This is a genomic window from Piscibacillus sp. B03, from assembly GCF_052246295.1.
Classification (GTDB): domain Bacteria; phylum Bacillota; class Bacilli; order Bacillales; family Alkalibacillaceae; genus Piscibacillus.
In genome coordinates this window covers 75429-94922 of record NZ_JBQQCO010000004.1, presented here as the reverse complement: position 1 = coordinate 94922, position 19494 = coordinate 75429, and the positions used below count along the sequence as shown (strand labels likewise).

Annotated in this window: 19 protein-coding genes, 1 tRNA gene and 1 riboswitch; of the genes, 16 read left to right on the top strand and 4 right to left on the bottom strand. The window is 38.9% G+C overall.

Going from position 1 to position 19494, the window contains the following annotated elements; all coding sequences use genetic code 11:
* Window positions 1-46 precede the first annotated feature (46 nt).
* The 3 genes from ACTWQB_RS04450 (at window position 47) to ACTWQB_RS04440 (ending at window position 3891) form a co-directional block, all read left to right on the top strand.
* Window positions 47-895 carry a hypothetical protein gene (locus tag ACTWQB_RS04450; RefSeq protein ID WP_443137976.1) on the top strand — a complete coding sequence of 283 codons (849 nt, stop codon included), beginning with the start codon at window positions 47-49 and terminating at the stop codon, window positions 893-895.
* A gap of 18 nt (window positions 896-913) precedes the next feature.
* Window positions 914-1492, top strand: coding sequence for a TetR/AcrR family transcriptional regulator (locus ACTWQB_RS04445; protein ID WP_443137975.1), 579 nt, complete (start codon window positions 914-916; stop codon window positions 1490-1492).
* A 308-nt stretch (window positions 1493-1800) separates the two neighbouring features.
* Window positions 1801-3891, top strand: a complete 2091-nt coding sequence (locus ACTWQB_RS04440) for an MMPL family transporter (protein ID WP_443137974.1) — start codon at window positions 1801-1803, stop codon at window positions 3889-3891.
* A gap of 253 nt (window positions 3892-4144) precedes the next feature.
* Here the strand turns inward: ACTWQB_RS04440 and ACTWQB_RS04435 are convergent, their stop codons facing one another.
* Window positions 4145-5188, bottom strand: a complete 1044-nt coding sequence (locus ACTWQB_RS04435) for an acyl-CoA dehydrogenase family protein (protein WP_443137973.1) — start codon at window positions 5186-5188, stop codon at window positions 4145-4147.
* 103 nt (window positions 5189-5291) lie between these two features.
* Between ACTWQB_RS04435 and ACTWQB_RS04430 the strand changes: the two genes are divergently transcribed.
* Together ACTWQB_RS04430 and ACTWQB_RS04425 are read left to right on the top strand one after the other, a co-directional pair.
* Window positions 5292-5498: a hypothetical protein gene (locus ACTWQB_RS04430; protein ID WP_443137972.1), complete on the top strand. Its 207-nt coding sequence runs from the start codon at window positions 5292-5294 to the stop codon at window positions 5496-5498.
* A gap of 48 nt (window positions 5499-5546) precedes the next feature.
* A tRNA-Ala gene (locus ACTWQB_RS04425) sits at window positions 5547-5619 on the top strand.
* A 43-nt stretch (window positions 5620-5662) separates the two neighbouring features.
* On the opposite strand, the gene ACTWQB_RS04420 is transcribed toward ACTWQB_RS04425, so the two are convergent.
* Window positions 5663-6184 carry a GNAT family N-acetyltransferase gene (locus ACTWQB_RS04420; RefSeq protein ID WP_443137971.1) on the bottom strand — a complete coding sequence of 174 codons (522 nt, stop codon included), beginning with the start codon at window positions 6182-6184 and terminating at the stop codon, window positions 5663-5665.
* 183 nt (window positions 6185-6367) lie between these two features.
* Between ACTWQB_RS04420 and ACTWQB_RS04415 the strand changes: the two genes are divergently transcribed.
* The gene (locus tag ACTWQB_RS04415) at window positions 6368-7567 is read left to right on the top strand and encodes a M14 family zinc carboxypeptidase (RefSeq protein ID WP_443137970.1); all 1200 of its coding nucleotides are present in this window, start codon (window positions 6368-6370) and stop codon (window positions 7565-7567) included.
* 47 nt (window positions 7568-7614) lie between these two features.
* Here ACTWQB_RS04415 and ACTWQB_RS04410 read toward each other — a convergent pair whose 3' ends face one another.
* The gene (locus tag ACTWQB_RS04410; RefSeq protein ID WP_443137969.1) at window positions 7615-8550 is read right to left on the bottom strand and encodes an acetamidase/formamidase family protein; all 936 of its coding nucleotides are present in this window, start codon (window positions 8548-8550) and stop codon (window positions 7615-7617) included.
* Window positions 8551-8640: 90 nt separating this feature from the next.
* Here ACTWQB_RS04410 and ACTWQB_RS04405 point away from each other — a divergent pair, with 90 nt between their 5' ends.
* From ACTWQB_RS04405 to ACTWQB_RS04390, 4 genes are all read left to right on the top strand, one after another.
* Window positions 8641-10086: an amidase family protein gene (locus tag ACTWQB_RS04405; RefSeq protein WP_443137968.1), complete on the top strand. Its 1446-nt coding sequence runs from the start codon at window positions 8641-8643 to the stop codon at window positions 10084-10086.
* A gap of 450 nt (window positions 10087-10536) precedes the next feature.
* Window positions 10537-11577 (top strand): fatty acid desaturase, encoded by a 1041-nt coding sequence (locus ACTWQB_RS04400; protein ID WP_443137967.1) that lies wholly within the window; start codon window positions 10537-10539, stop codon window positions 11575-11577.
* Window positions 11578-11663: 86 nt separating this feature from the next.
* A complete protein-coding gene (locus ACTWQB_RS04395; RefSeq protein ID WP_443137966.1) occupies window positions 11664-12797 on the top strand; it encodes a sensor histidine kinase in 1134 nt (377 codons plus the stop codon).
* Complete coding sequence (locus tag ACTWQB_RS04390; protein ID WP_443137965.1) at window positions 12794-13393, top strand: response regulator; 600 nt, start codon at window positions 12794-12796, stop codon at window positions 13391-13393. The genes ACTWQB_RS04395 and ACTWQB_RS04390 overlap by 4 nt, the downstream gene beginning before the upstream one ends.
* Here the strand turns inward: ACTWQB_RS04390 and ACTWQB_RS04385 are convergent.
* Entirely contained in the window at window positions 13386-13754 is a 369-nt protein-coding gene (locus tag ACTWQB_RS04385; RefSeq protein ID WP_443137964.1) for an SLAP domain-containing protein, read from the bottom strand. The genes ACTWQB_RS04390 and ACTWQB_RS04385 overlap by 8 nt on opposite strands.
* A gap of 115 nt (window positions 13755-13869) precedes the next feature.
* Here ACTWQB_RS04385 and ACTWQB_RS04380 point away from each other — a divergent pair, with 115 nt between their 5' ends.
* The 6 genes from ACTWQB_RS04380 to ACTWQB_RS04355 all read left to right on the top strand — a co-directional run bounded on the left by ACTWQB_RS04380 (window position 13870) and on the right by ACTWQB_RS04355 (window position 19493).
* Complete coding sequence (locus ACTWQB_RS04380; RefSeq protein ID WP_443137963.1) at window positions 13870-14991, top strand: NAD(P)/FAD-dependent oxidoreductase; 1122 nt, start codon at window positions 13870-13872, stop codon at window positions 14989-14991.
* A gap of 119 nt (window positions 14992-15110) precedes the next feature.
* Window positions 15111-16451: a S8 family peptidase gene (locus tag ACTWQB_RS04375; RefSeq protein WP_443137962.1), complete on the top strand. Its 1341-nt coding sequence runs from the start codon at window positions 15111-15113 to the stop codon at window positions 16449-16451.
* A gap of 43 nt (window positions 16452-16494) precedes the next feature.
* Window positions 16495-16604, top strand: a riboswitch (TPP riboswitch).
* A 105-nt stretch (window positions 16605-16709) separates the two neighbouring features.
* On the top strand, window positions 16710-17696 hold the full coding sequence (locus ACTWQB_RS04370) for an ABC transporter substrate-binding protein (protein WP_443137961.1): 987 nt from the start codon (window positions 16710-16712) through the stop codon (window positions 17694-17696).
* Entirely contained in the window at window positions 17697-17990 is a 294-nt protein-coding gene (locus ACTWQB_RS04365; RefSeq protein WP_443137960.1) for an MTH1187 family thiamine-binding protein, read from the top strand.
* Window positions 17987-18766 (top strand): ABC transporter permease, encoded by a 780-nt coding sequence (locus ACTWQB_RS04360; RefSeq protein ID WP_443137959.1) that lies wholly within the window; start codon window positions 17987-17989, stop codon window positions 18764-18766. The genes ACTWQB_RS04365 and ACTWQB_RS04360 overlap by 4 nt, the downstream gene beginning before the upstream one ends.
* Window positions 18753-19493 (top strand): ABC transporter ATP-binding protein, encoded by a 741-nt coding sequence (locus tag ACTWQB_RS04355; protein ID WP_443137958.1) that lies wholly within the window; start codon window positions 18753-18755, stop codon window positions 19491-19493. Before ACTWQB_RS04360 ends, ACTWQB_RS04355 begins: the two co-directional genes overlap by 14 nt.
* Window position 19494 lies beyond the last annotated feature (1 nt).

Sequence of the window (19494 nt, the reverse complement as noted above, 5' to 3'; positions counted from 1 at the left end):
AAAGTTTTGTGAGATAGGGGTATGTTAAACAAAGGAGGGGAAGGCGATGAAAGTTATTGATACGGTTAACTTTTTCCTTGAAAACTATGAACCGACTTTAAGTTTTATGGAAAAATATCACCAAGAATACCCTGAGATTTTTGATTACTATTTTACATATCACGCTAAAAACACAACGGAAAGACACGAACAATCGATTAAAAAATACCCACAATCGTTAAGCTCCATTAAAATAGTCCATCAACGAATTAAACCAATCATTTCTGAGGTGAATTCACGTTACCAGGAGCTGTACAGTGTTGATTTTCCTGTGAACGTGAACTTGTTCGTTGGATGTTATGGTTCGAATGCTTACACACATAGACAGTATATTCCGGATGTGAGCTTTTCTTTAGAAAGATTATCACCTGTTGAAAATCATCTAAAAGTCATCGTGGCTCATGAGTTTGGTCATGCTGCTCATCAAATTATTTCTGATCAGAAAGGAATCGATTGGAAAAATGTCCAATGGGAAAGTCCGTTAAATTGGATTTTTGCAGAAGGGGTTGCGACCCATCTGTCGAGACAAATTGTTCCTGGATTAAAGCCGACTACATACTTTTCTTATAATGATAATGGTGAGAAACGCCTATTATTTTTCAATGAAAACAAAAGCGAGATTATTCAAAGCTTTTATGAAGATTACAAGAACGTATCAACTAGAGACCTTTTTAAAGAGTGGTTTTCAATTAACGGTGGGCAAACGTATGGCCACACACGTTTAGCCTACTTTATAGGTGATGCTTTTTTTCAAGAATTTATAATAAAGTTAGGCGAAATGGATGCGATTGTTGCTTGGAGGGACCCGAACTTTACCAAACAAGTGGACAATTGGTTTAACGCAAAAATGGTATAATAGTCGTGAGGTGATGAGATGGCACGCCAAAAGAAATTTACAACAGAAGAACTATTCCAAATGACCAGACGTCTCCTGTTAGACCACGGCTATAAAGGTTTTTCCTTCAGTTTATTAGCTGAGCATTTACACGTTTCAAGAGGTACAATTTATAAGTATTTTGAAAACAAAGAAGACCTTGTAACGGAATATATGTTGTATGAAATGAATAGGTATTTAGAGGACTTAACGAAGATTGAACAGTATCAAAAATTTGAAGATCAGCTAGATTTCGTATTGGACCTTATGTTTCGTAACCATGAACTACAACAATTAATAGAGATGGGTCAACACATTCCTGTTCAAAATAGTGAACAAGCAAAACAGAATCATGAGAAGTTAGAAGCACTTCACATTGAAATGTATCAAAATTTGCAAGACATGGTTAAGTTGGGGAAGAAACAGGGTAAGGTAAAAGAAGAACTACCAGATTCTCTTGTTTTAGGGTTTGTCTTTCAATCAATTGCAATTCCCAATCACTTCGGTGTACCCCATAATCAATGGGTTGAATCGATTAAGGAGATTATTCGCCACGGAATGTTCAAAGACTTAAATTGACACGCTGTTTTTCATAATAGATAATGAAAGTGACAGTTGTGTCATTTTATTTTTTTATAAAGTGACATTAGTGTCATTTTACTTGTGGTAAGAAGGTATTAAATTTTTAATTTGAGTTTTGAAAGACTACGGTACGAAGCATTGTCTAGCACAATGCGCCCAACCACTGGGTGACTTCCCGTCTAAACCTGCGATAAGTCAACATCGACTCGCAATGCTCGCCGTGTTTCCTTTATCTCAGTTTAGTCGGTCCAGTCACTGCGTGGTTAAACGGGCTTTTGCGCTTTTCTAAGGAGGGAGACTAGTAAGTGAAAAATTTCTTGCAGTATATTACAGATCGAGTCGTAACTAAAAAAGGCGTATGGATCACGCTTGCTATATGGGTTGTTGCAACAATGTTATTAGCTGTGTTTGCACCGAACCCAAAAGATTATGAAGTGCCAAGCATTCAAGCTCTACCTGAAGATCAACAGTCTGTCATTGCTGAAAAGAAAGTAGATGAATATTTCTCAGATGATGATGGCATCTTGGCTCTATTAGTGTTTGAAGGAAATGGCGAATTGGATCAAGAAGAGTTATCAAATGTAGTAGATCAAATTAGAAGCCAAGAAATTGAAGGCTTTAAAGATATTGTTCCATTTGATCAAATGCCACCTCAAGCAACAGGACAATTTTTATCAGACGATCAATCAACTGCATTTATTCCTATGACATATGAATCTACTCTAGAGGCAGATGACCTCAAAGTTGCAAATGAACAAGTATACGAAATTGTAAACAACGAAACCGATTTGACACTTTACATAACAGGCCCTGCTGGGATCTCCGTTGACTCAGTCGATTTGTTCTCTAGAGCTGACTTAGTATTAATTTTTTCAACGGTTGGAATTATTCTAATATTACTTGTGGTAATTTATCGTTCACCATTATTAGCGTTAATCCCATTACTTGCAGCTGCCTTTGTGTATGAAGCAATCATGCAGACGCTTGGTATTATGGGGGCAAATGGACTCGCCTTAACGTCACAAACCACATCAATTATGTCAATCTTATTATTTGCGGCAGTTATTGATTACTCATTATTTGTGTTTTCAAGGTATCGTGAAGAACTGAAAGAGCATGAAAATAAATTTGATGCGATGCGTTTGGCGATGAGACACACAGGGATACCAGTGTTTTTCTCTGGTGGAACTGTATTAGCAGCCATGCTTGTGTTGTTTTTTGCAGAATCAGGTGACTATCGTAACTTTGCTCCAACCTTTGCAACGGCATTGGCAATTATTATGATAGCATCAATCACACTAGTACCAGCATTGTTTACATTATTTGGTCGCCGTTCATTCTGGCCAAAAATTCCTCAAGTTGGGGATGAGAAACTAAAAAGTAACTCAATATGGAGTAAAATCGGACGTGGGGTTGTTAAACGACCAGTCATTTCAGTCTTAGCAGTAGGGATTTTCTTAGTGATTTCAGCGCTAAATATGTTTAATTTACAGTACGAATTTAACACGTTAAATTCGTTCCCAGAAGATATGCCATCGCGTGAAGGATATGAAGTGCTAGAGAACAATTTTGACCCAGGACAATTAGCTCCAACAACGGTTTTAATTGAAGGTAACGAAGCGATTACCGAAGAGCAACAGCAATCGTTTGTTGATGAATTAAGCACTCAACCGTTAGTGAACAACGTTAGAGTTGATGGAATGGCAGAAGATGGAGAAGTCATCAGCTTTACTTTAACTTATTCTGAAAATCCATACGAGACAGAGTCTATTGATGCGTTGGAACAAACAATAAATGAATCTGACGACATTTTATCTGCTGTTGGTGTGGAAGGAGACGTATATTTTTCAGGTGAGACCGCTAGAGTTGTAGACGATCGCCAAGTGAATAACCGAGATGTCATTGTGATTGTAATTCTAGAGACGGTTCTAATTTTTGGTATGTTAGTGGTCTTGACCCGTTCATTCAAAATGCCAATTTATATGATGGGCACGATCTTAGTCTCGTTCTTAGCAGCACTTGGACTTGGTATGTTCTTGACAGAATTATTCTTTGATATTGATACGATTAGTAACCGAGTTCCGTTGTACGCCTTCGTGTTCTTAGTTGCACTAGGCATAGATTACAACATCATGCTCGTTTCCCGATTCCAAGAGGAACGTGAGAAACACTCAGTGAAAAAGGCAATCGAATTAGCCGTTGCCAATACGGGCGGCGTGATTTCGTCAGCAGGGTTAATATTAGCAGCCACCTTCGCAGTTTTAATGACGCAACCCATTCAGTTGCTATTCGTCTTTGGTTTTATCGTCGCGGTGGGAATTTTGATCGACACCTTCATCATAAGAGGTATTTTACTTCCGGGGCTGATTGTGTTGTTTGAGAAGGATAAAGTCTGATTGATGAGTTACGTTCATAATTTGCTAAAACCCGTTTATAAGTTGTGAAGATACGTTCATAAAGTTTGAAAACCCGTTCAAAAAGTATGGAAACCCGTTCATAAAGTTTGAAAACCCGTTCATAAAGTCCGGGAACCCGTTCAAAAAGTTCATAACCCGTGATGTGAACTAAACTAAAATCCCTTTTGCGCACCAAAAAAAGGGATTTTAAAAAGAAGCATCAAATCGTGAAGTGCGATTTGATGCTTTTCTATTAAATCAATAATTTGTGCTGTGACGCTGTATGCAAGTCACGGTAAATTCGGTTAATGTCCGAGCTCTCCATAATCGCCCCCATGCCAAGATAACGATAAATAACCTGTGCACCATGAACAGCATGTTCTGCGACAGTTTTACAAGCATCCTCGATATCAATCAAATCCAGATCGGAAACCAATTCACCATTCACATGTTGATCCCAAGAGTGTTCTATTGAGGAATAGAATTTTTCAACAGCTTCAATAAAAGGCTTCTCCATTTCTAAGATTTTGTTCATCACATTATCAAAGCGACCTGGCTCATACTGATTCCATAATTCTTTTTTACTTTTTATTTGTGATTTTGCTTCATCAAAAAAGTGCCTCGCAATGCCAATTGTGGTAGCGGCAATATTCGCAGCCGCAAATGGCAGGAAGGGATAATGATAAACATGGTCGTCATAATGAAAGTGAGGTTTTAACACATCAAACGTCCGATTGTTAGGGACAAAAACATCGTCTACCTTGAACGTATGACTATTCGTACCTTTTAGTCCGAACGCATCCCAGTCTTCAATCACTTCCACTTGTTCTGGTAAAAAGGTAAAAGCGCGTGTCACGTTAGCACCTTTAATGTGAGCATTGGCGGTGAAAGCTGTTGCATGCTTTGAACCACTACAAAACTTCCATTTCCCTGTCACCAAAAAGCCTCCATCAACGGGCACGGCCTCCCCAGATGCACGATCGCTTCCTGCGATATAGACTTCACGTTTACTAAACACCTCACGAGCCCAATCTGGTTCCATCGTTGTGACAAAGAAACCGGCACCAGATCCAATTTGAACTAACCAACCAAAACTCCCATCAATCCATGCAGCCTCTTCGAACACCTTAATAGCTTCTGTGAACGACGTCATCCGCCCGTTTAACTCATCAGGAACATACAACTTAAAAAGCTGCTTGTCATATATAATTTCTAGCACTTCTTGTGGTAGTTCTCCTTTTTGTTCAGTGTCTCGAGCACGAGTTCTTATTAGCTCTACAGTATGTTGGTCGAACATGTTATCACCTCAGGAAAATAATAGATTTTTGTCAGAAAAAGTATAATCTTATCATATCATGTCGATTTGTATGTTACACTTTAACTAGATTGGGGGCTATATATTGTCAGTATCAGATTTTAACGCAGAAAAGAAGTGGAGAAGTCTTCCTAAAGATCTACAAAAGAAATTAATAAGTAATGTGTTTTGCCGATCTTGTGGCGAAACAACGATCGTTGATTATAGCGTATTAGATGAGAAGTTTGGTATCGTTTTAAAAGGCAGTTGTAAAGAATGCGGAGGTCAAGTTGCTCGATTTATAGAAGATTAAAATTCTATTTTCTACCTAACAAGATTTTGATATAATAAATCTTGTTAAGGGGCATTAGCTCAGCTGGGAGAGCGTCTCGCTGGCAGTGAGAAGGTCATCGGTTCGAGCCCGATATGCTCCATTTTAAACCCTTATCATTAAGGGTTTTTATTTTTGGCCAAAAATCAATAACACCTTCCATAAACATCCACACTTAAAAACTTTCCATCTTTGTAAAAGTGATCAACCAATGTTCCTTCCTTCGTCATGCCGATTTTTTGCATGACTCTAGCCGAAGCGGGGTTAAACGTAAGTGCTTGAGCCCAAATTTTATGTAATAAATGATCAGTTACCCCGAATTCTGCAATCCTTTGAGCAGCTTCCGTTGCGTAGCCTTTGCCCCAATAGTTTTTACCGATCCAGTAGGCTAGTTCACCGCGTTTATGCCGTTGGTCAACACGGATGGACATGGCGCCGATGACTTCATGCTCTTCTTTGAGGACCAGAGCAAATGGGTAAATACCACTTTCCCTTAATTCATCATGTTTCTTAATCCAATCTTCGGCAATTTCTAATGTATAAGGGTTAGGTATATTAAGTGTCGTTTCAGCGATAGCAGGGTCTTTCGCAAGCTCATAAACGCGTGGTGTGTCTTCTAATGTGAAAGGTCTTAGTTGAAGTCGTTCAGTAAATAGATTCAAGTTCACTACAATTCCCCCTAATGACTTTTTAATACTATATCATAAGTCGAATGGTTTAGTTGACCATTTTTAAAAATATAACCTAGGACTCATTTGTCTCAGACTATTGTTTCAATATTCAAAATATTGAAGGTTTTAATTGTTAACCCTCAGAAATTTAGTTAGCACAAAAAATTTAGGAGGGATTGTATGAGTTTGTCGAAAAAACGTAAAAGTGTTGCATTACTTTGTAGTTCAGTATTGGTGGGAACGAGTTTAATAGTTCCAACTGCAGCATCTGCCTCGATGTCACCAGGAACCCCAGACCAACAAGTTTATTCTGTATCTGGGTTCACAGATCATGATGAATTATCCCAAAAGCTTCAACAAATTGAAAAGACGAGTCAAGGTAATTTGGAGCTTGAAGTGGCTGGTCACTCCAATCAAGGACTTGAAATTTATAAAGCAACTGTTGGACATGGTGATAAAGTTGTCTTAATTCAAAGTGAGATTCATGGAAATGAAAAAACAGGCACCGTTGCTTTAGTGAATATGCTTAAACAATTAGCAACGAATAATTCACCAAAATATCAGCAGTTACGCGAGGAGCTTACGGTCATCGCTATGCCTATGATGAATCCAGATGCCTCTGATGCTAACCGAAGAGGGAACATTTTATCTTGGGATGAAGTTGTAGAAGACTTTCCACAGTTAGAAGAAGCATCTCCTTCTTGGAACTACTATACTTATCAAAATAGGTATTGGGATTATGCATCAAACCCAGGATTTGATGTGAACCGTGACTTTAACCCTGATTTAGACTATGTTCCTCAAGCAAGTGACTTCCCAGGTGATTCTGCTAGCCCGGGCTGGTTTATCACACCTGAAGCGCAAACAGTAAGAGATGTTTATAAAGAAGCGCAAGAGGATTTTGGCAAAGTTGACGTATTCGTTGACCTTCATCACCAAGGTCAGTATTTGGTTGAAGGCACGGAAGATGAAGTGACGTTATCTCTATCAGGTCAATTTGTGCCAGACCCTAGCTCAGAGGAAGGAGCTAAATATAGTGAATATACGGATGTTTACGATGGAGATTTTGCTAAACAATTAAATGTTGCCGCATATGATGCTCTACAAGGTGTAGGTAATTCTATTTTTAACAATATCTCGTTATACCCTCAAGATCTAGATTTACCAGGCACAGCACTAGGATCATTTGCATTAAACGGAAGTGGCTCAGTCCTATTCGAAGTAACAGGACAAACACAATCTTTCGGTCAGAAGAAAAAAGGACAGCTAGTTAAAGCAGTAGAAACAGGTTTATACGGTATTGTCGAAGGTGTCGCTGATGGGTCCGTTTACGAAATTGACCCAGATGAGTATGACGATATTCCAGCAACAGATCGATAAAAAACTAACCTCCATCCTAATTCGACTTAGGTTGGAGGTTTTATTTTTTATCTAATCGCCCCATGTGGTAATACAGCGTGTGCACCTTTTACGCCGTTTACAACTTGTGTGATTCTCAAGTCCACAACAGTACTGGCAAATGCTGTCGCTTCAGTTTTCTTAACATTATATAAGTTTTGCATGAGCTGAACCATTTCATCTAAAGCGGTAGCGGTTGCTTTATTTAAGTCTTCATCAAATCCGAATGTTATCCAACCTGATGGCGTCCAGGCGCGAGGCATATTTAAGCTCATGTTCTCATGCACTGTAAGCGTAAGGTCGACTAAGTCCATTGGGGCTTCAATAGCCGTTCCGGATACTTCACCATCACCTTGAGCAGCGTGACCATCCCCTACAGAAAAAAGAGCGCCATCCACTTCAATTGGTAGAAAGAGACTACTCCCTCTTACAAGTTCTTTGCAATCAATATTACCTCCAACACGGCGAGGAGGAGGTGTCATATGTAAGCCTGGTTCGGCAGGTGCGACACCCATTAATCCCATAAACGGGTTGAGCCCGATGTGTAATTCGCGACCACCAATTTGGGTAGTCCCTGTCATGGTTTTTGCATTTAATTTCCAGTCGAGTTGTATTTTTTCTTCATTTGTAATACCGAGTTGATCGTTTTGCCAGGCTTTTACGCCTCCAGCCCAGTTTGTTCCGTACCACCCCGGAATAAGGTCATTCGTTCGAATTTCAAGAACCATCCCACGTTTGGCACCTTTAATTTCAACGGGTCCAATAATCGGGTGTCCTTTTACGTCCTCTTGTTCTCGAGAATCGAAAGTGATTTTAGGTTCGTCTTTCGATTGAGAGTATCCCCATTGAATATCAGGAGTCGTTAATTGCACGGTATCACCTGAGTTAATAGTCAAAATAGGTTTGTATGAATGGTCGAATGAACGGTGTAGATGTTCAGTTTTTAGTTCTAGTTTATGGATCATTTTTATTGCTCCTTTAATGTTTTATCGTTGTGCAGTGAAATTAATTATGTCAAAATAAATAAAAATATTCAAATAAATCGGGGGAGACAAATGGGGAACGAATTTTTGAATGATTCAATTGATCAGCTGCAAAAAATGTTATCAAATGGTGAGTTAACCTCACGAGAATTGGTTTTAGCTTATTTTGAACGAATTGCTCGTTATGATCAGGATGGGCCTAGGATTAATTCAATAGCAGAAATTAATCCAGACGCTTTATTTATAGCAGAGGCACTAGATGAAGAACGTAAAGAGACAGGGGCTCGTGGGCCACTACATGGAATTCCAGTCGTATTAAAAGACAACATCGATACAGGCGACAAAATGCATACGACGGCTGGATCTTTGGCTTTAAAAGACCATGTCGCTAAAAATGATTCATTTGTTGCGAAAAAATTACGTGAAGCAGGTGCCGTGATATTAGGTAAAGCTAACTTAACCGAGTGGGCGAATTTTATGACTGAAGGGATGCCTAATGGATACAGCTCAAGAGCTGGACAAGTGTTAAATCCATATGGTCCCGGGAAATTAGACACTGGTGGGTCAAGTTCTGGACCAGGGGCAGCAGTCGCTGCTAATTTTGCGACGGTATCGATTGGAACGGAAACATCAGGTTCAATCTTGAGCCCTGCAAGTCAACACGCGTTAGTCGGTATTAAACCAACTGTCGGAACAGTGAGCCGTAGTGGGGTCATTCCTATTTCACATACACAGGATACTGCAGGACCATTAGCAAAAAGCGTGGCAGATGCGGTTCATGTTTTTCGAGCAATTATAGGTGAAGATTTGGAAGATACTTCGACTGGTAAGGCGCGAGAATTTTTAAGGCGAAAATTGAGCCAACATTTAAAGGTGGACGGACTTAAAGGTAAGCGAATTGGCATTGCTCGCGAGACTTATTTTGATGCCATTGATGAAGAAAAACGTCAATTGATGAATGAAGCAATTAATGTACTAGAAGCTCAAGGTGCTGAGGTATTTGACGTGACGATCCCGACAACGAAACATAACTGGGGATTGGGTGTTATGATACATGAATTTAAGAACAGCTTGAATGCTTATCTAAAAACAGTTTCAGAAGATGTGCCAGTCCGTTCTATTGATGATGTGATTGAATTCCATAAGCAACATGAGGAAGAAGCATTGAAGTATGGCCAGAAGTGGTTCTTAGAAGCGCAAAAAACGTCTGGTTTGTTAACGGAACCAGCTTACTTAAAAGAACTACTGGAAGATCAACGCTTGTCTAAAGAAGAAGGAATCGATGCCACGTTGAATGAGTATAAGCTAGATGCGATTGTATTTCCTAATAATATTGGCGCTGGTATCCCTGCGAAGGCAGGCTATCCTTCGATTACAGTACCAGCCGGTTTAACAGAAAAAAATGAGCCAGTCGGAATCACTTTTACTGGCACAGCATTTTCAGAACCCACTTTAATCGAGATTGCTTATAGCTATGAGCAAGCTTCGAATAAACGAGTCGCACCGAACTTATATTAAATGAAAAGCTTTTGCGCGTTTAGCGTAAAAGCTTTTTTACTACGCAACAATGGCTCATTAAAAGGCCCTAATGTCTCTCAATGGCTCATAAAAGAGGGTGCAATGTCTTAAAAATCAAGTAACATGCACGAATTCGACAAATTACGTGTCCTAAAAACGCTGAACAATGTCCCAAAAAACTAAGTTCGTATAAGATATTAAACCTAAAATCCCCTCAATTTCTAATGATTAACAGACAATATGACAAATGTCATATCTTCATATGATGTTTGCCACAACTTGATCAGATTCACTCATATACGAGAGCTCCATTGAAACAATAAAATTACCAACAATGACGTCAATATGACAAATGTAAGGGATATTTACTGACGTTCATGACTACTCTCAGTGCTCAGTATTCCTTAATATTAGTACTAGGTAATAAAAGTAGTTTCAAGGAGGCTATTTATGAGTCATTCAAAATTAGCTCAACTTAAAAAAAGTATGAAACAGTTTGAACAATCAGATGCAAAAGCCAGTGTATGGCAAATGATTAATACGATTCCACCAGTGTTTATTTTATGGTATTTAGCTTATGCTTCACTTTCAGTATCATTTTGGTTATCATTAGCGTGCTCGATCGTCGCAGCAGGTTTTGTTGTAAGAACGTTTATTATTTTTCACGATTGTGGTCATGGATCTTTTTTCAAAAATCGTAAAGCAAACCATATCGTTGGGACGATTACAGGCATTATTACAATGTTTCCTTATGAGAAATGGAGACGTGAACATGCAATCCACCATGCGACGAGTAGTAACTTAGATAAGCGTGGTACAGGTGATGTTTGGATCATGACAGTTAACGAATACATCAATGCATCGAAACTAGAACGCTTGCAGTATCGATTATATCGAAATCCATTTGTTATGTTTGTGCTAGGACCATTATATTTATTCCTTGTCACAAACCGTATGAATCGTAAAGAAGCAAAGAAGAATGAGATTCGTAACACATACTTAACTAATGTATCCATTGTATTTTTGGTGACGGTACTTATTTTATTAGTTGGTTGGCAAAACTTCTTAATGGTCCATTTACCAATTATGTTCGTCTCAGGAAGTCTTGGAATTTGGTTATTTTATGTGCAGCACCAATTTGAAGATTCGTATTTTGAAGATGAAGAAGAATGGGATTATGTTAAAGCAGCGATCGACGGTAGTTCATATTATAAACTTCCAAAAGTTTTACAATGGATTACAGGTAATATTGGTTATCACCATGTGCACCACTTAAGTCCAAAGGTTCCGAACTACCATTTAGAGGATGCGCATGAGTCAACGCCACCGTTACAACAAGCAACAACTATTACGGTAAAATCAAGCTTGAAGTCGATAAGGTTTAGATTGTTTGATGAAGAACATAAACTGTTCAGAAGCTTTAAAGAGATTAAGCCATTACTCAATCAATCGAGTCAAAGCATAAATTTAAAGCATAAAGAAAGCATATAAAACCACAAAGTGAAGCCTTCAATTTTTAATTGGAGGCTTCTTCTTTGGTATAATGAGTGTAATTAATAAGAGAGGATATTTACGATATGCAAAATTGGTATAACATCTTTCCGAAAAACTTAAGTCTAAGCATCTATGTTTGGATCATCTTTAGCTTAATGCCCTTTTATTTCATATTTCGTTCAACGTCATGGTTAGAAGTGATATTAGGAACGTTTTTAATTATTATTTTCTTCGTTGCATATCGACTGTCATTTCTCTCTAACGGTTGGTTTTTATACGTTTGTGTCTCGATTATGATGTTAATTAGTATCGGGATGTCGTTAGTGTATGGATACGTGTATTTTGCATTGTTTTTAGCATTTTTCATAGGAAACGTTAGACATAAAGGTGGTTTTATAACGCTATATGTCGTTCACATCGTTACAACGATTGTGGCTGCTGGCTTTAGTTTGGTTTATCAGGAAGAATTATTCGAATATCAGCTGCCGTTTATCGTTGTTGCGGTATTAGGCGTTATATTGTTGCCGATTAATACATACAACAGATTGAAACGTCAAAAGCTTGAGGCACAATTAGTTGATGCGAATAAAAAAATCTCACAGCTTTTAATCTATGAGGAAAGACAGCGTATTGCTCGAGATTTGCATGATACCTTAGGACAGAAACTTTCACTAATTGGTTTGAAGAGTGATCTTGCAAAACGTTTAATGGACAAAGATACATTAAAAGCAAAAAGTGAGATTGCCGATATCAATAAAACAGCCAGAACCGCATTAAAAGAAGTGCGAGATATGCTGTCAGATATGCGTGGTGCTAAGCTTATTGAAGAGTTAGAGCACGTTAAACAATTATTAGAAGCAGCTGACATAGAAGTAGAAATCGAAGGGGAACATCACTTAAAGCATTCACCAGCCTTAGTAGAAGACGTTTTAAGTATGTGTTTAAAAGAAGCTGTAACAAACGTCGTGAAACATAGTGAAGCCAGTCATTGTTTAATAAAAATAAATGAAACCTCTAATGAAGTGACATTAACCGTAGAGGATAATGGCAAAGGAATCGACCAAACGCGTCAATCAAAAGGTCATGGGTTAAGAGGAATATCTGAACGGTTAGAATTTGTTAATGGTCAGTTTAAGCTCAAATCTCATAAAGGAACTAGGCTAGAAATATATGTTCCAAATGTAATTCAACAGGCAAAAAGGGAGGATGCGACATGATCAGAATCGTCATTGCAGAAGACCAGCAAATGTTACTTGGTGCTCTAGGCTCACTGTTAGATCTTGAAGATGATATGGAAGTCGTTGGACAAGCGTCAAACGGGGAAGAAGTGGTTAAATTAGTCCGTGAGTTAAGCCCTGATATTTGCATAATGGATATTGAAATGCCGATTAAAACAGGTTTAGACGCGGCAGAAGAATTAATGGATCATCCTTGTAAAAAAATTATTTTAACAACATTTGCAAGATCAGGATACTTCGAAAGAGCAAGGAAAGCTCAAGTGAGTGGTTACTTATTGAAAGACAGCCCTAGTGAAGAGTTGGCAAGTTCGATTCGTTCCATTATGAAAGGACGTAAAGTATACGCACCTGAGTTAATTGATCTTGCTTTTGAAGAGCCCAATCCATTAACAGATCGTGAAACAGAAGTCATCAAACTAATCGCAGAAGGATTAAGTACAAAAGAAATTGCTCAGAACTTATATTTAACCTATGGTACGGTTCGAAACTATATCTCTGTTATTTTTGACAAACTTGAGGTCTCGAACCGTGTTGAAGCAGTTTCTAAAATTAAGGAAAAAGGCTGGCTTAAGTAATTGATAGGACTCCTAATGTCGGGTCATCAACTTTTATATTTGGAAAAATGAACGTCCATGGCATGCTAGTTTTAGGTGGAATCTCAAGCCTGGGAATGTCAAAGTCTTTTTCAGCAATCGGTTCATCCAATGTTTTATAAACTAAGTGGATATCGCTTAATTTAAAGGCTTCATCATTACGATTGTGTAAGAGTGCTGTGACGAGTAACTCGTCCTTATGGTTGTTCGCATGCCATAAGGTGACAGGGTCCAGTTCGCTGTCATTTTGGTCCTTAGTTTCATCAAACACTTCTTCAATCTTTCGGCGATCTTGGTTAGATAATGTTTTGTCCCATTTTTCTTCAAACTGAAGTTGTTGCATCACGTTACCTCCATAGGAATGTTCTGTAAATATTATTATAATCGAAAAAAGTTTGATACTAAAGCTTCGTATACTATAATGACGGTAAGATTCGGAAATAGATGGAGTGAAATATATGTCAATAATCGTAATAGGTGGTGGCATTTTAGGGTCATCAACAGCCTATCATCTTGCAAAAAAAGGTGTTAACGTCACCATAGTTGATCGTAAAGACATAGGCCAAGCCACTGATGCCGCAGCTGGGATTGTATGCCCGTGGCTTTCTCAAAGACGAAATAAAGCATGGTACCGAATGGTTAAAGGTGGAGCAAGGTACTATCCAGAGTTAGTTGACGCGTTAAGTAAGGATGGTGAAACCGATGTTGGATATAAGAGAGTCGGGACGATTAGTTTACATACAGATCAAACGAAACTTGAAAAAATGATCGAGCGAGCTAAGACAAGAAGAGAAGATGCCCCTGAGATTGGGGACATTAAGTTGTTGTCACCAGAAGAAGTTAGGTCATATTTTCCATTATTATCTGATGAATACGGCGCGGTGTATGTCAGTGGCGGAGCTCGAGTAGATGGACGAGCAATACGTGATTCATTGTTAAGGGCTGCTGAAAAGAATGGTGCTAAACTCATTCAAGGCTCGGCGCATATTTTAACAAAATCAAACAGGGTCATGGGTGTTGAGGTGAATGGTGAAAAACTAGTGGCAGATCAAGTCATTGACACGAGTGGTGCTTGGTCTAAACAGTTGTTGGAGCCATTGGGATTAACTTTTCAAGTCACGCATCAACGAGCTCAAATTATCCACTTAGAATACCCAAATATGAATACGGGTGATTGGCCAGTTGTGATGCCGCCTAACAATTCATACTTGCTCTCATTCGAAAATCGCATAATCGTTGGCGCAACACGTACTGACGAGGTGGAATTTGACTACCGAAATACCACTGGAGCGATTCATGAGATGCTTGGGAAAGCTCTGGAGGTAGCACCAGGTTTGGATGATAGTTCTGTCGTTGAAACTAGAGTAGGCTTTAGACCATATACACCTGGTTTCCTTCCAGTCATTGGTCCAGTTGAGCAATTTAAAGGATTGCTCGTAGCTAATGGATTAGGAGCATCTGGGCTAACTAGTGGTCCCTACTTAGGAGCAGAACTTGCGAGGCTTGCGGTAGGAGAACAGATGGAACTACATATTAAAGATTATGACGTACAGCAGGCCATTGTAAACAAGGAATATTAGAAAGCACATTCTATTTTATTGAATGTGCTTTTTTATTTTGCTTATACTGGTACAACTACCGGTACAATCTCTCATTTTTTTAATAGATTAATAACGAATCTATTAAAAGAGGTGAGAGTATGTTTCAATTTGCTATGATTCAAACGGTTAGACAACATTCTCATAGATTAGACCGAGTACTAAGAGACGAACTTATTCATATGTATCGACCGTTCAAGTACACACCTTGCTTTCTTCACAAGTATTTAGAGAAATGTTTCAAATATACGAAGCGATATAACGTTATTATCCAAATCAACCGTGATGAGGATTGTGACCTTGAGGCTGAAATGAATAACATTTACAAGATTACAGATCAACATTTCGGTTGTAAAATAGAAAAGAAATTCTTAGAAATTGGGTGTTGTACCGCAAAGTTAACCCCTGCGGCCTTAGTTGATTTACTAAACCATTGTCACACTGTAAAGAAGGTGTACGCCAATCGTGAAATTAAAGCTTTATTAGATATTGCAACACCCACAGTAGGGGCAAAAGATTTAGTTAGAAATGATTCTGATGTGACTGGGGAAGGGGTTAATGTCGCAGTAGTTGATACGGGTGTTTCCCCCCATCAAGACTTAGAAGGAAGAATAATAAAATTCGTAGACCTTGTAAAGGGAAGAGAAGAACCGTACGATGATAACGGACACGGAACCCACTGTGCAGGTGATGTGGCAGGTAACGGAGTGATGTCTGAGGGTATGTACCAAGCACCTGCCCCAAAAGCTAATATTATTGGGGTGAAAGTGCTAGATAAAATGGGGTCTGGTTCTTTAACTACTGTCATGGAAGGTGTTCAATGGTGCATTCAGAATAAGGATTCAGTAGGGATTGATGTTATTTCAATGTCACTTGGTAGTCCAGCAAGTCGTTCATATCCAACCGAAGATGATGACCCAATGGTTCAAATTGTTGAGGCTGCTTGGGATGCAGGAATTGTTGTTTGTATAGCTGCTGGTAACGAAGGTCCTGATCATCAATCCATTGCAAGTCCTGGTATAAGCAATAAAGTTATAACGGTCGGAGCAATGGATGACCGTGGAACAGTAGATCTTCAAGATGATCGTATTGCTGAATTCTCTAGTAGAGGACCAACGATTTTTAATGAAATGAAGCCAGATGTAGTTGCACCGGGCGTTGATATTATTTCATTAAGATCTCCAAATTCTTATATCGATAAACTACAGAAAAATGCTAGAGTTGGCGAGCATTACTTCACAATGTCAGGTACCTCCATGGCAACGCCAATTTGTGCAGGGGTAGTGGCTCTTATGTTAGAACATAACCCTTCGTTAACACCTGATGAGGTTAAAAACTTACTCATGGATACTGCCAAAGGCTTTGGGGATAGAAATACGTATGGAGCAGGCTATATTCAAGCAGATCGTGCGTTGTCAGCTAACCAAAATGAGTTGCAATAGTATTTTAGTTTTGTCATACTAAATATGACAAATGCATAACTAGATTAAGTTGTAGGGGGACCGGTGTTGCTGGTTGAGATTGTATCCGTAAGATACTGACCCTTCGAACCTGACCTGGTTGACACCAGCGTAGGGAACACATGAATATAATACAAATACACGTGTACCCTAGGTTAACCTAGGGTATTTTTTATGACATTATATAACTTAAATCCCTCCAACTAATCTAGTTATGAAATACATAAGGGGGACAATTACATGAAAAAAATATTAACTGCAGCTACAATCTTGTTATTAATGTTAACAGCTTGCGGTGGGAATGACAGTGAAAGCCAAGACTTAGAAGACATTACTTTTGTTTTAGACTGGACACCTAATACAAACCACACAGGAATTTATGTCGCACAGGATCAGGGATTTTTTGAAGAAGAAGGCCTTGATGTTGAGATTATCATGCCGGGTGAAGCAAGTGCAGATCAGCTAATTGCTTCAGGTAAAGCAGACTTTGGCATCAGCTATCAAGAAGGAATCACAGAAGCTCGAATTCAAGATGTACCAATCGTATCAATTGCAGCAGTCATTCAACATAATACTTCGGGCTTCGCATCCCCTGAAGAAAAAGGGATCACCTCACCAAAAGATTTTGAAGGTAAGAAATATGGTGGTTGGGGAGCACCTTTAGAAGAGGCTGTTCTTTCATCGCTTATGCAACAAGAGGATGCGGATGTTAATGAGGTTGAGATTGTTAATATAGGTGATGCGGATTTCTTTACAGCTGTTGAAAGAGATGTTGATTTTACCTGGATTTATTATGGATGGACAGGTATTGAAGCAGAATTACGAGGACAATCGATCAATATGGTTTATTTAACTGATTATAGTGAAAAGCTAGATTACTATACACCTGTGATTGCTACAGGCGAGGAAATGATTGAAAACAACCCAGAAACAGTTCAGAAGTTTATGAATGCAGCGGCGAAAGGTTATCAGTTTGCGATTGATAATCCAGAAGAATCAGCTGACATTTTAATAGAAGCAGTTCCAGATTTAGATCCTGAATTAGTCAAGGCAAGCCAAGAATGGTTATCTCCAAAGTATCAAGATGATGCAGAGCAGTGGGGCGTTCAAGAGCTTGAGGTTTGGGAGAACTATGCTGAGTGGATGTTAGATCACGAGTTACTGGAAGAGCCATTAGATGCTGAAGCAGCCTTTACAAATGAGTTTTTACCTGAGGAGGAATCTTAAGTGGCAAATGCATTGGTGAGCATTCAAATCATTCCCAAGACTCGAAATGGAGAAGATGTAATCCCTTATGTCGATGAAGCCATAAAGGTAATCGATGAGTCTGGAGTAAAGTATCAGGTTAGCGCCTTAGAAACAACTATGGAGGGTGAATTTTCCGAATTAATGTCGATCGTTCAACAAATGAATGAAAGAATGATTGAAATGGGAAGCTCTAGTGTGATTTCTCAGGTGAAAATTGCTTACCACCCTGAAGGTATTACCATGGGCCAATTAACGGAGAAGTATCAATCATGATTTCATTAATAAAACAAGGATGGCGGCCTTTATTGGTCATCATCCTTCTATTTGTCATTTGGGAAATATGTGTTCAATTATTTGAGCTTCCGACTTGGTTACTTCCGGCTCCGACTCAAATTTTAGAAGTTGGTGTAATGGAGTGGTCTCAATATTCACACCATGTGTGGGCTACTGTTCAGTTGATTATTGTTGGCTTTGCGATTGGAAGTGGTATCGGTATTTTAGTGGCAATCGCCTTACACATCGTACCATTCTTAAGACAGTCAACATACCCACTTATTATTTTATCTCAAAATATTCCAGTGATTGTCTTAGCACCTTTATTAGTTGTCTGGTTCGGCTTTGGCATGCTACCAAAAATTATTGTTATTACACTAGTTTGCTTTTTCCCAATTGCGATTTCACTACTTGATGGATTTAGACAAACTGACCGGGACCTCATGCATTATATGCAAATGGCGGGGGCGACTCGCAAACAATTATTTTGGAAATTGGAATGGCCTCATGCGTTGCCGTCGTTATTTTCAGGGCTGAAAATTTCTGCAACGTACAGTGTCATGGGGGCCGTCATTTCCGAATGGTTAGGTGCAAGTCGGGGGATCGGCTACTACATGACACTGGCTTCTTCATCTTACCGTACGGATCGAGTGTTTGTTGCAATAATGATTATAGTCGCACTCAGTTTAATATTTTTTATATTAATAAATTGGATTGAGAATCGAGTCATCAAATGGCGTTCAACTGGAGAGGGTGGGGCGAATGAAGCATCTTGAAATACAAAACGTTAGTCAGTCCTTTGGAGACATCCATGTATTAGATGGTATAAGTTTATCTGTATCTGAGGGAGAATTTGTTTCGGTTTTAGGACCTTCAGGTAGTGGGAAAAGCACGTTATTTGGGATTATAGGAGGCCTCATCAATCCAAACTTCGGAGATATTTTATTAAATGGTAAATCTATTAAAGGTAAACGTGGATCTATTAGCTATACACCTCAGACATCTTCATTGCTCCCGTGGAGGACGATCTTGGATAACGTATTATTAGGACAAGAGTTATCAGGTAAAAAAGATATAAACTTGGCGAAGAACATGATTGAAAGAGCAGGGCTTAAAGATTACGAAGGTGCTTACCCGCATGAACTGTCAGGTGGCATGAAGCAACGTGCGTCTTTCATAAGAAGTGTGATTAGTCCGCAATCCTTAATCTTGCTTGATGAACCGTTCTCAGCATTGGATGAGTTTACTAGAACAGATATGCAAAAATGGTTACTATCAATGTGGGAGGAGAACACGCGGTCAATTTTATTTGTTACGCATAATATCGAGGAGGCGATCTTTTTATCAGACCGAATCATAATTCTGTCTCCGAGACCAGCTACCGTCTTAGAAGAATATAAAGTTCCGTTTGAACGTCCAAGGCAAGAAGAGCTATTGTTGACGGAGGAATTTTTACAATTTAAAAAAGAAATTTACCAACAAATGAAGTCAGTTCAAATGTAAA

Coding starts and splice junctions, on each gene's coding strand:
- ACTWQB_RS04375 (WP_443137962.1), top strand. CDS start 15,111: ATGTTTCAATTTGCTATGATTCAAACGGTTAGACAACATTCTCATAGA.
- ACTWQB_RS04405 (WP_443137968.1), top strand. CDS start 8,641: ATGGGGAACGAATTTTTGAATGATTCAATTGATCAGCTGCAAAAAATG.
- ACTWQB_RS04400 (WP_443137967.1), top strand. CDS start 10,537: ATGAGTCATTCAAAATTAGCTCAACTTAAAAAAAGTATGAAACAGTTT.
- ACTWQB_RS04415 (WP_443137970.1), top strand. CDS start 6,368: ATGAGTTTGTCGAAAAAACGTAAAAGTGTTGCATTACTTTGTAGTTCA.
- ACTWQB_RS04370 (WP_443137961.1), top strand. CDS start 16,710: ATGAAAAAAATATTAACTGCAGCTACAATCTTGTTATTAATGTTAACA.
- ACTWQB_RS04355 (WP_443137958.1), top strand. CDS start 18,753: ATGAAGCATCTTGAAATACAAAACGTTAGTCAGTCCTTTGGAGACATC.
- ACTWQB_RS04380 (WP_443137963.1), top strand. CDS start 13,870: ATGTCAATAATCGTAATAGGTGGTGGCATTTTAGGGTCATCAACAGCC.
- ACTWQB_RS04450 (WP_443137976.1), top strand. CDS start 47: ATGAAAGTTATTGATACGGTTAACTTTTTCCTTGAAAACTATGAACCG.
- ACTWQB_RS04360 (WP_443137959.1), top strand. CDS start 17,987: ATGATTTCATTAATAAAACAAGGATGGCGGCCTTTATTGGTCATCATC.
- ACTWQB_RS04390 (WP_443137965.1), top strand. CDS start 12,794: ATGATCAGAATCGTCATTGCAGAAGACCAGCAAATGTTACTTGGTGCT.
- ACTWQB_RS04435 (WP_443137973.1), bottom strand. CDS start 5,188: ATGTTCGACCAACATACTGTAGAGCTAATAAGAACTCGTGCTCGAGAC.
- ACTWQB_RS04445 (WP_443137975.1), top strand. CDS start 914: ATGGCACGCCAAAAGAAATTTACAACAGAAGAACTATTCCAAATGACC.
- ACTWQB_RS04385 (WP_443137964.1), bottom strand. CDS start 13,754: ATGCAACAACTTCAGTTTGAAGAAAAATGGGACAAAACATTATCTAAC.
- ACTWQB_RS04410 (WP_443137969.1), bottom strand. CDS start 8,550: ATGATCCATAAACTAGAACTAAAAACTGAACATCTACACCGTTCATTC.
- ACTWQB_RS04395 (WP_443137966.1), top strand. CDS start 11,664: ATGCAAAATTGGTATAACATCTTTCCGAAAAACTTAAGTCTAAGCATC.